The sequence below is a fragment of the Mucilaginibacter sp. genome (assembly GCF_036383575.1).
GTDB lineage: Bacteria > Bacteroidota > Bacteroidia > Sphingobacteriales > Sphingobacteriaceae > Mucilaginibacter.
This window is the reverse complement of record NZ_DASVOB010000729.1, coordinates 1-11437: the sequence shown is the minus strand read 5'-3', so window position 1 is coordinate 11437 and position 11437 is coordinate 1. Positions and strand designations below refer to the sequence as shown.

6 protein-coding genes are annotated in these 11437 nt (G+C 40.4%); 3 read left to right on the top strand and 3 right to left on the bottom strand.

Annotated features, from left to right (window positions below; translation table 11 throughout):
- Positions 1-342: 342 nt before the first annotated feature.
- The 3 genes from VF500_RS26155 to VF500_RS26145 form a co-directional block, all read right to left on the bottom strand.
- The gene (locus VF500_RS26155; protein ID WP_330862484.1) at positions 343-1470 is read right to left on the bottom strand and encodes a FecR family protein; all 1128 of its coding nucleotides are present in this window, start codon (positions 1468-1470) and stop codon (positions 343-345) included.
- 94 nt (positions 1471-1564) lie between these two features.
- Entirely contained in the window at positions 1565-2143 is a 579-nt protein-coding gene (locus VF500_RS26150; RefSeq protein WP_330862483.1) for an RNA polymerase sigma-70 factor, read from the bottom strand.
- A 501-nt stretch (positions 2144-2644) separates the two neighbouring features.
- Entirely contained in the window at positions 2645-5083 is a 2439-nt protein-coding gene (locus VF500_RS26145; RefSeq protein WP_330862482.1) for a TonB-dependent receptor domain-containing protein, read from the bottom strand.
- A 163-nt stretch (positions 5084-5246) separates the two neighbouring features.
- Between VF500_RS26145 and VF500_RS26140 the strand changes: the two genes are divergently transcribed.
- From VF500_RS26140 to VF500_RS26130, 3 genes are all read left to right on the top strand, one after another.
- Positions 5247-6317, top strand: a complete 1071-nt coding sequence (locus tag VF500_RS26140) for a sensor histidine kinase (RefSeq protein WP_330862481.1) — start codon at positions 5247-5249, stop codon at positions 6315-6317.
- Positions 6314-7009, top strand: a complete 696-nt coding sequence (locus VF500_RS26135; protein ID WP_330862480.1) for a LytTR family DNA-binding domain-containing protein — start codon at positions 6314-6316, stop codon at positions 7007-7009. Before VF500_RS26140 ends, VF500_RS26135 begins: the two co-directional genes overlap by 4 nt.
- A gap of 687 nt (positions 7010-7696) precedes the next feature.
- Positions 7697-11311, top strand: coding sequence for an ABC transporter permease (locus tag VF500_RS26130; protein WP_330862479.1), 3615 nt, complete (start codon positions 7697-7699; stop codon positions 11309-11311).
- Positions 11312-11437: the final 126 nt, after the last annotated feature.

The following is an 11437-nucleotide window of genomic DNA, read 5'->3' as shown; positions in this document are numbered from 1 at the left end:
ATTAAGCTTTTGCGCAAACGTTGAGGCACTTACCTGCAACATGGTAACGGTTAATAAAAGGATGGTGAGTTTCATCATCAACAGTAATTTGGGCACGCGGCGTTTTGGCCAACATAAAATTTCGATGTAAAATTTATACATTTGGGTATCTGTTTAAGTTAGAAATAGTATTCAACACACTCGTTCGGTTTGATCAGATAACATTACCAGGGGTGCGTCCAACACTCCTGGTATTTATACCCGGTCACCGGTTTGCCAGCTTGGCTACGGATATTTTTTATGGGGTTTCATTTCAAGTCGATTTAGTTTATTAATTAGTGTTTTATATTATCAAGGGGGAATTTAATTGGATACAATTATCCTGTTATCCAAAACCTTAAAGTGAACTGCATTGGTTAACTCCAGCGTTTTAATAACCTGCGATACATTTTGGTATTTAGATACCGTACCGCTAAAAACAAGGGATTGCATTGCGGCATCTTTATATTCCACTTCCACATTATACCACCTGGATACTTTTTTCATAATGCCGGCCAGGTTTTCATCATTAAAAAGAAAATAACCATTCTTCCAGGCTACAGCCTCATCTGTATCAACCTCCTGAACATTCATGGTATCACCATTTACGGTTGATTGCTCTCCCGGTTTAATGATCATTTTTTGATTACGGGATGCCGTTGTGACCTTTACCGACCCTTCTAACAAAGTAGTAGCAGTTGTTTTTTCGTCGGTGTAAGCGTTGATGTTAAAATGGGTGCCCAATACTTCCACCTGCTGCTGCCTGGTTTTTACCTTAAAGGGCATTGCTTTATTATGCGCCACCTCAAAGTATGCTTCACCGGTAAGCTCAACCAGCCGTTCGTTACCTGTAAATGCTACCGGATATTTAAGTGTAGATACAGCGTTTAACCATACATGTGATCCATCAGGCAATATCACCTGGTATTGCTCGCCTTTTGAAGTAGCAAGGGTATTGATCCGATTGGAGGATTGTTTGGTGCTACCGGATTCGTGAGTAGTATAAATAAGTTCGCCTTTGGAATTTTTGCTGATGGTAACACCCGCTTCGTTGGCAAGCTTCCCGCTGAGAGTGTTGTTTAAAATTAGCTTTTTACCGTTGGCCAAGGTAAGCGTAGCCTGATTTTTACCCGGTTTAACATCAGTTTTACTAATACGTGGTGCCGCGTCTTGAGCTTTTCGGTGCAACAAGCAATAAGTACCTGTAAATACAAAAAGGAGTATAGCGGCCGCCGTTAAACGATACCTTCCATTTAGCTTTTTAGAAGATCGTTTCTTTTGAATATCGTCCCAAACCTGGTCAACATCATCCACGCGCTCCTGATCATTTACCTCAAATGGGGCCGACTGGTTATGTTTTAAATACCAGCTTTCTAAAAACGCCTCATCTTCCGGAGTAGCCCGGCCTGATCTGAAACGTTCCCATAATTCATTTAGTTCTTTATCTTCCATCATCACAAAGGCTTATTAATGCCTTAATTAATGGTAAGGAAAGCTCAAGGGGCTGAACAGGTAGATGGAATTGAAAAATATTTTATTATTGGGTTTACAAATGCATTATCATCAGCAGATAGATGGCTACGCCCAGCTTTACCTTTAAAATTTTTAAAGCGTTGGTAATTTGTTTGCTTACGGTTTGCTCCGAGATCTCCAGTTTCCAGGCAATTTCCCTGTGGCTTAGGTATTCATTTCTGCTCATTATAAATACCGCTTTCATTTTGGGTGGCAGCAGGGCAATTTCCCGTTCAATACTTTCCCGTAACAGGTTTTCCCTAACACGGTAGTCGGTTACAACCTGTTCCTGTAGTGCAAATACTTTCATGGAGTCATGATACTTTTCATGAACCCGTTTACGGGATATTTTATTCAGGATAGCGTTCCGAACAGCACCATATAAATACCCCGACAAACTCCCGGTAAATTCGATCTGCCCACGCTTGGCCCACAAATAGGTAAAAACCTCCTGAATAATATCCCTGGCTTCTTCGCGATCACGCAATTTATTGACCGCGTGTGCATGCAGAATAAATTTATAGCGATCATAAATTTGGGCATAGGCCTTATGGTCATCTTCCTTTAAAAGAAGCATCAATTTCTCATCGGTTAAATTGCTGTAATATTCCATTATTTCAGTATCCCAGAAGGCGGCCTGCTCCGGAACCGGTAAGTGGCCCTACCCTGATCCGTTTGCCTAAGATTAAACATGATTATATCCTTAAGGATTCATGAACAAATCTTTAAGAATACCGGAAGTTAGGTTGTCAGACACTTGTTTTGAGCATACAGGGCAGCTCAAACACAACGCAAACGTTTGATTAAAAAAGACAATATCTCTGCTACGTTCGGGATAAAAAAAGACCATTAACATTTATTATTCCTTTAACAGAGCAAAATCTTGCACTATGGAATGCTTAAATAAACGTTAACACTTAATATTACCTTTTACCATAGATATATTTAAACCTATAAGGAATGAAACGTCAAACAAACGTTTGCGTTACGAAGAAAAACCACCTGGTACTATAGATATAGTAAATATTCTAAGATTTTATTGAACACAAAACTATCGGCACAGTGTTCTCAACCGTTTAGTTCATTGATATCAATTTTTGAGTGATAGCAATTGTTAATTCCCAGCCCGTCTCTGCTCATCGGCCGCACCAGAATCTATTTTGATTTTTGACGGTTTAACGGTACCAAAGCGGTAAGTAAAGCTAAGGGTAACCGCGCGCGAATAAAAATGCAGGTTGGTAACCTGGTACAATCCTGCGTTACGGTCGAGAGCGTTGTGGTCTTCGCTTTGCAGGATATTATTCGCGTTCAACGTAAGGGATCCTTTGCCCATAAATATGGACCGCTTTAAACCCAGATCAAGCAAGGAATAGGCACCAAAAACAGAATTGACATATTGCCGCCTGGTATCATATTCATAATCGCATTCTGCCGACCATAGAGAGCTGATCGTAAAAATATTGTTAGTATTAAATTGCAGCGATACAAGCCCTGCGTTATCCAGTTTTGCCCCAAACGCCTGCCCGTTAAATGCATTACTGTAAACAGCCAGTGTATTATTGGTTGTCCACCATGACAGCATTTTTTTATTGTAAGCAAGATCTGTTTCCCAACCATGCGCTCCCTGGATATTAATGGGCCGGCGAGTGATCGTGGTTTTATTACTATCTAAGAAAGGCAGAGTACGCACGTAGCCTCTATAAATATCATAGTTCAGTGTAATGGTAAATGATTGTAAGAAATTCCAGCCCAGTTCACCATGCCATGACGTCTGCGGCTTCAGGTTGGGATTGCCCTGAAAAAACAAAGTGGCGGTAAGTGGTCGCCGAAAAGGAACATATTCATGATAATCCGGCCGGTCTGTTCGTCGCCCCAGCCGCAAGGTTAATGCATTTTGTTCATTGATATGGTCACTCAGAAATAAAGTAGGGAACAATTGCAAATAATTCTGATCAATCGTTGCACCGGTAACTATTTCTTTTCCCTTCGTTATAGTTTGCTCTGCTCTAATCCCGGCTTCAACAGAAATATTTGGCCAGTTTTTATTGAAATTAATATAAGCAGCATTGATGTGCTCTGAATTTATTGAATGATCGCTTTGCGTCTGATCAAAGATCTGCCGATTATCGGCAAGGTCATAAACGCTGTTGTTATTATCTGCTTTTACATAACTGGACTTAACACCAGCCTCAAATACACTTTTATTTTTTAGTGGCCGAACATAATCCATTTTTGCAGCGTAAATATCAAGCTGCCGGTGTTGTAGCAACAGATTATTAGTTTCGGACAGAAAACTGCCCGTCGCGTCATCTAACGTGCTATAATTAGTTTGCAGTGGAAAGTAGCGATACTCGGCGTGGTCGGCATTGATGGTAAATAACCGTCCATTGGTATCTAACTGATGTGTTAGCTGAATCCCGGCCGTGTAATTAAAGGGACTATCATGTAATTTGCTCCTATAGTAAATATGACTTACCTTGTTGCGAAGACTGTCAAGTACATCCATAGCAGAAACAAATCCGTTATCGGCGATGCCGTTACTCAGTGTCCCTGATAAGGTTATTGTGGTTCTTTTAAAGATATAAATATCCAGTGCCAGCGAAGGCCTGTAGTTTCGGCCAATATTATTACCGTTATTGTCCGAAACTTGTTCTGACAACAGCTTATTACCGGTGTCATGTATATCACTGATCACATTACTTGCGCTGTATCTTTTGTTATAGGTATAGGTATTATTTAAAAGAAGATTGAAATGCTCGTTTTTATAGCTGAATGTAAAGCCGCCATTGTACCTGCCAAAGTAGCTTTGGGCCAAGCTGGCGTTCACGTTCCCGTTGAACCCTTCTTTATTATTCTTCTTTTTAACAATATTAATAATGCCCGCGGTTCCTGCCGCGTCATACTTTGACGAAGGATTGCTCATGAGTTCCACCCGCTGAATACCTGAAGCCTGCATTCCATCTAATAAGCCATGAAGATCTTCGGCAGATAAATAAGTAGTTTTCCCGTCGATCAATACGTTAACGCCAGGTTTCCCATTTAGCAATATTTGTCCATCAGGAGAAACCTGTACACCGGGGAGTTTGCGCAATACCTCCCAAACTGTTGAACCCTCTGTAGTAACGCTCCTCCCGATGTTGACCACCGTTTTATCCAGTTGGTGTTCAACAAGTTTTGGTTCTGCTTTCACTATAACATTGTTTAATACTTTTACAGTGCTTTTTAAAGTTAACCTACCCATATCAATAAGTGGTTGGCCCCCATTAACGGACAACCGTTGTTGCAGCGTTTCAAATCCTACCATGCTGACGGATAGGATATAATCCCCGGGTGCAACATTCGGGATTAAGAATAAACCATTGTTATCGCTTTGTTCTGATTTGTAACTAACCGAATCTTTGGCAGACTTCAGGTTAACCGTTACATATGGAAGAGGACTGTTTTGTACATCAATAATTTGCCCTTTGATATTTAGCGAAATAGATGTTTGAGCGAATACAGATGTAAACCAATTACATAGTATTAAGCAAAAAAGGATTTTAATTAGCTGCATATACAATATTCCGCACTACAGCAACTCAAAATAGTGACTAATGCCAGACTGGCCACAATAGCCGGCCGAAAGGTGTTTTTAGCTGTTCGAACGGATTGAGGGGGTGAAACCGTCTGTCTGTCGACGATAGTTCCGTGAAGCCGGGTAAATCGTATTTTTGTTTATGGATCTTTCAGAACGACTCATCAGGTTCAATCAAACTTACCGGGTGGTGAGCCATGTATTGTTTTGGCTGCTTGTATTGATGTTACAATACAGTTCTGCTGGTTATTACAATCCCGATGGTGCACGCTTCATGGACATACTGCTGGCCGTTGGAACAAACCAGGTGGCCCAAATGGCCGCAGCCTATTTTTTAACTTATTTTATAGTACCACGCTATATTTACAAACAAAAATATCTGCCCGGATTAACCTGGTTTGCTATTTCTATTTATGTGATCTGTGTCCTCTCCCGGTTAGTAGTTGTTCATGTGGAGGAACCATTTTATGGCGTTAAAGCTAAACCCAACGAGACTTACCAGGAGATCTTTACTGATTTGCCCAAGCTTATATATGTATATTTTTTTCGTATCTATTCGGTAGCTTTTGTGTTCATGCTACTCAAATTACTTAAAGACCAGTTGTCCGTTCAGCAGCGTGCATTGACGTTGGAAAAGCAAAAGGCCGAAGCCGAGCTCAAATTGCTGAAAACGCAGCTAAATCCTCATTTTTTGTTCAATACCCTAAATAATATTTATGCACTGGCCCTAATGAATGCGCCTGTAACCGCCGGTGCTATAGGCCGTTTGTCCGAAATCCTGGATTATATTCTTTATCGCTGCAATAACATATACGTTCCGCTTTCGGGTGAAGTGGCATTATTAAACAATTATATTGGTCTGGAAAAACTACGTTACGATGAACGGTTAACCGTGAACTTCAGTTGCCATATAGATGAGCAGGTAGAGATTGCCCCTCTGATACTTTTGGCTATTGTAGAAAATGCCTTTAAACATGGAGCAGGTAATGACATTGGCGAACCTAAGATCGATATCAATTTGAAGACAGATCCCGGCCATTTTGCATTCACCGTGTCTAATACCTTTCAGCCAAAAGATGAAAAAAATGGTACCAGTATCGGTCTGTCCAACTTAAAACATCAGCTTGAGTTGGTCTATCCCGGAAACCATGAACTTACGATCACCGAAATGGGATCCTTATTTATTGTTAAACTAACCATTAAGCTGGCATGAAGATACGCTGTCTGATAGTTGATGATGAGCCGCTTGCGGTCCGATTACTGGAGAAGCATATTGCCCAACTCGAGCTTTTTGAGATCACTGGGATATGCAATAACGCGGTAAAAGCGCTGGAACTATTGAACCAACAGACGGTAGACCTCATGTTCCTCGATATTAAAATGCCCAGGGTGTCTGGCCTCGACCTGTTGAAAACTATAATCCATCCCCCAAAAACTATATTGACCACGGCCCACCGCGAATTTGCACTGGAGGGATTTGATTTGGGTGTAATCGACTATTTGCTAAAACCTATTACGTTTGATCGTTTTTTTAAGTCGGTTGAACGTTACTTAAAAACAACTAATTACGCAATACCAGAAATATTATCATCGTCTGAAAAGCTATTTATCTATCTCAAATCCGGTCATAAATATTTCAAAGTTGATACCCATGATATTTTATATGCCGAAAGCCTGAAGGATTATGTTCATGTGCATACCAGGGAAATAATAATCATATCAAAATATAAGATCAGCGATCTCGAAAAAGAACTACAAGGCAAAGGCTTTATGCGTATTCACAGGAGCTTTATTGTTAATCTGCAACATGTTACCGCCATTACAGCCAACGACGTTGAAATTGGCAAAATTGAGTTGCCAATAGGCGATACATATAAAGCTCTTGTCCAGCGGATTAGATGTTAGACTCCTCTGACTGGGTAGAATTCGAACCACTTAATTCACCAAATACGTGTTTTAAGCGAATTAGAAAACTTTTAACGATCCCTGGCTGTGCACTTTTCGAACCGCACAGTTTATGGTTCGAATCCTGCTCGGGCTTTTGAAAATCAGTTAATTATAGTAAGCGTTTAGATGATTTATAAATACCGTTGGCAACATATAGCTATGAAAATCGTTTGCTATCTTAAACAACTATATAACCTCTTAGTACGATAATTGGCTAAAGCTTGGTGGTTGTTAATAGTTATTGTATCGAAACCTTTGTTTAATAATTATCATTCACTTTTTAAACTCCTTACTGGATTTGCCAAAGCTGCCTTAATAGATTGAAAGCAAATTGTTAATAGAGCAATCATCTCTGCTATGGTTCTGGCTATAGCCAATACCCACCAAGGCATGGTTATGCGGTAAGCAAAGTGCTGCAACCATTTTTGCATCACGAACCATGCAACAGGCGATGCTATCAGGATGACGACAAATGACTAATAACGTACAGTGTACTGCCCGTTTTCGAAACAAAAAAAATATCAATAAAATGTATAATTTTCTATATATCAATTTATTGTAATTTTGGAATAGCCTTTGGGCTGTTGGCATTACTTGAATTCATATATATTCCATATTGACATATACGACCTGGTAATGCTGGGGATGACTTTCACCGGCCTGACCTTGGCCTTGCTGCTATGGTTTATCCCAAATACAAATCGAAGCGCCAACCGATTTCTGGCAATGGCTATCTGCTCTGTTATTTTAACAACGTCCTGGCTATTGTGTAAAAACATTCGTTTCGATATGTACTTCCCGCATTGGAGCTGGCTGCTTCCGGAATTCTCAGTAGCGATTGGACCACTTATTTATTTTTACATCCTCAAGATAACTCGTCCAGAATATAAATTCCAATTCAGGGACCTGCTGCATTTCAGTCCCTTGTTACTTGAATGGAGCGCTCGGATATTGGAAATCAAAGAAAGTGCAATAGCAGGTGTTCCTGTTTATAACACAACAACCTATCAACGATTAGATCCCATAATACAATTATTGGTACTCATTTCGGCCATTATTTACCTTCATCAGTGCCAGGGTCTGGTAAATCAGTTTAATCAACGGGTGAAATTCAACGGAGGCGACAGGTACCGGAACAGTATGCGTACACTAAGTAATTTACTGTCCGCCTTAACCATCATTCTGTTTTTATGGATAGCATTCACATGGGTGGATTGGTATTACCACTTAGGTAATCATATTTATTATCCTTTATATCTGCTTTTATCCGTCCCCATAACCTGGATGGTAGTCAGTGCATTTTCAAGGCAGGAAACCAGCCTTCGGACCGCCGTTCGGCCTCAAGTATTCTTTCCAATACCCCCTGAGCTGAAACAAAAAGGTACCTGGCTTAAAAATGCTATGAAAGCCAATAGTTATCATCGGGATATGGAACTAAGCTTAAGCTCGCTTTCCGGAAAACTCGGGCTGACTCCGCATGAATTATCCAGGATCATCAATACAGTGCTCAAGAAAAGCTTCAATGATTTTGTTAATGGCTACAGGGTGGCGGATGTGATTCGCAGAATTCAGGACCCAGCTAACGATCACTTAACCCTGATGGGAATGGCATATGAATCGGGCTTCAATTCTAAAACCTCATTTAACCGGATTTTTAAACAAATGACCGGTAAAAACCCGGTAGATTACAAGTTTGAACTGAAAAAAGAAGCCCCATCTTATAAATTGGGGCTTTATCAGGGCCGGCCAGCGGTAATTTCGTATCAACAAACTGCCCAAAGTTGGGCCGACACGAAAACAAACCGCAATTTTATGTTCAAGAATTATTTAAAGACTGCCTGGAGAAGGATCGGAAGAAATAAAATCAATGCCGCTATCAATATTCTTGGCTTATCGCTGGGTATCTGTGCCTGTTTACTTATTTATCTTATCACCAACTTTGAGCTAAGCTTCGATAAATTTCATCCTGATAAAGAACAGGTCTATCGCATCGTGGTAGCTATGCAGGATGGGCAAGGCCAAAGGAATGACATGGCTAGTATGATCAGCGCACTCCCTTTGGCAGTGCGAAACGAGTTGAGTGGTTTTGACGCGGTAACTGCATTTTATAATTACTTTCCTAAAGTTACGATACCAGGTAGCGGTAATTCCACCAGGAAATTTTCTTCCCCCAAACAAGGGGAAGAAAAGTCGCCTGTTATTGTGGCCGAACCACAGTACTTCAATATTTTTAAGTATCAGTGGCTACAAGGTAATCCCACTACAGCTTTAAAAGAGCCGTTTAAGGTAGTGTTGTCCAGAAGCGAAGCATACAGATATTTTGGCACAGCGCCATTAGCAGCTATTATAGGTAAACAGGTTATTTACAACGATTCATTACGTCTTACAGTTTCGGGGATAGTGGAAGACTGGACTAAGAATTCTGATTTTGCTTTTAAAGATTTTATTTCTTTTGCAACGGTTGAACACAGCTTTTTAAAAAATGATATCGACCTGCATAACTGGGGGATGTGGGACTTTAATTCGCAGGGGTATGTAAAGCTTGCACATGGGGTTACACCTGCGCAGATCGAAAAACAATTCCCGGGTTTTGTAAAAGCTCATATAAAAGTGGATGGGACGCCCCCCCGGTTATCGTTGCAGCCCCTGGCTGATATTCACTTTAACAACCGCTACCATGATGCCTATTCCAGGCAGGCACATTTGCCCACGTTATATGCCCTGATAGCCATAGCGGTTTTTATTTTACTCATAGCGGTAATCAATTTTATAAACCTTTCTACTGCGCAATCTTTGGCAAGGGCCAGGGAGGTAGGTGTGCATAAAGTATTGGGTGGAAGTAAAACAAGTTTGACAGTGCAATTTATGGTTGAAACCTTTATACTCACCCTTATCGCTGTAATTATTGCGTTGTTCGCCATACATCCTGTAATCTTCTTATTTCATTCCTTTATTCCACTTGGGGCGAACCTGAGTTTACTCAGCCCGGCGGTGGTTTTGTTTTTGCTTTTAATCCTTGTCGTGACTTCCATACTTGCCGGTTTCTATCCTGCGAGACTGTTATCATCTTATTTGCCCGCATTAAGCCTGAAAGGACAGGGCGCCACACAATTTAATAATAAGAGTTACCTCAGGAAGACATTGATCGTGTTCCAGTTTACAGTATCACTTGTGTTTATTATCGGTACGCTTATCGTTGGTAACCAAATCAATTTTATATTAAATAAGGATTTAGGTTTTAACAAAGATGCGATTATAACCATGCATACCGAGTGGAATAATAGCATCGATCAACTAAATGTTTTTTGCAATAAAGTTAAAGAAATACCAGGGGTTCAAATAGTAAGCCGCCATCGTACGACACCCGCTGCAGAGCGGCACGGCGGAACGATTATTTTTAACAAGGGGGCGGAAGACTCAAAAACAGATGCGTCATTTGATTTTTGCGACGAAAATTATGTGCCGTTATTCGGCTTAAAGATTATAGCGGGTCGTGATCTTATCCATTCGGATACCATTAAGGAGTATTTGATAAATGAGACATGTGCTAAAGCCCTTGGATTTAAAAAACCGGAGGATGCTGTAGGAAAATTTGTAGGAATAGGCATGCCCAATTCTACAAGGCAGATAGTAGGGGTCGTAAAAGACTTCAATTCAAAATCGTTGCATGAAACGGTTACCCCTTTCTTTATGGCCTCGGTTACAAAAAGTGAAAGGACTGTTAGTATCAAATTATCAGCCGGGAAAGGAATCAATGACTTTAAAACAATTATAGCCCAAATTAACAAAGCGTGGAAGCAAGTGTATCCAAATGAAAAATTTGAGTATACTTTTTTCGACCAGACCATCGCCAATTTCTATAACAAGGAACAGAAAACTTCGCAATTGATGAATACAGCCATGCTGATTGCGATATTTATTTCGTGTATGGGACTTTTTGGCCTTGCAACTTTTACCGCGCAGCAGCGCGTAAAAGAAATTGGCATTAGGAAAGTGCTTGGAGCAACAGCCTTAAGCATTGTATCGATGTTGAGTAAAGAGTTTTTAGGATTAATTATTATTTCATTAGTAGTAGCCTCGCCGATTGCCTTTTATTTAATGCACAATTGGTTACAGGATTTCGCCTACCGCATTAAGATAAATTTGTGGGTTTTCTTATTATCAGGATCGGCTGCAATCCTCATTGGCTTGCTAACCGTTAGCTTCCAGACATTGAAAGCTGCATTGACAAACCCGGTTAAGAGTTTAAGAAATGAATAATCACTTCGACATGTATCGGAAGAGGCATGCAAACTTACGCTTATATTTTAAAAGGTTTCTATCGAGCACTATGGACGAAATCCGTTGGAAGGTAATATTGTGTTTTATTTGCGATATTTAATCAGC